Raw genomic sequence first — 634 nt, forward strand, 5'->3', positions numbered from 1 at the left:
ATGACGACGCCGGCGCCATGCTCGCGGCCGCCGGCGTCGTCATCCAGCGGGTCACCGGCAACCCGCTGGCGAGCCCCGAAGTGCTTGGCGTCGGCACCGGCGCCGGTGCCGGCCTGACAGCCGTGCTGATGGTCAGCGCCACGGCCGATCTTGGCTGGCAGCTCGCCGGCTCAGCCCTGGGCTCACTGGTGGCCTTGATTGCCATGCTGGCCCTTGCCGCACGAGCAAAGTTCGGTGCCGAGCGGCTGCTGCTTGCCGGTATCGCCATGAGCGCGCTGTGCAGCGCTGCGATCACCGCGACGATCGCCATGGGCAACGCGCAGTCCTACATCCTGTTGCGCTGGCTGAGCGGCTCGACCGGCCAGGCGTCGGCGCTCGATGCAGGGCTAGCACTCGCCTGTCTGTTGCCGCTGACGCTGCCGCTGTTCCTCGCCGCGCGCTGGCTCGACATCCTGCCGCTCGGGTCCGACAGCGCACGCGGGCTGGGCGTGCCGGTCGCCGGCGGACGATTGATGCTGATCGTCGTTGCCGCGCTGCTGACCGCGCTGGCCGCCATGGTCGTCGGACCGTTGAGCTTCGTCGGCCTGATCGCGCCACACCTTGCCCGTCTGGTCGGCTTTTCCCGCGCCCGCGT

The 634-nt window shown here is 70.8% G+C and carries 1 protein-coding gene; it reads left to right on the top strand.

What is annotated here, in order from left to right; translation table 11 throughout:
- On the top strand, positions 1-634 hold a 634-nt coding region (locus tag EN984_RS36850), incomplete at both ends, for an iron chelate uptake ABC transporter family permease subunit (protein WP_164766033.1).

This window comes from Mesorhizobium sp. M7A.F.Ca.CA.004.12.1.1, assembly GCF_003997835.1.
GTDB lineage: Bacteria > Pseudomonadota > Alphaproteobacteria > Rhizobiales > Rhizobiaceae > Mesorhizobium.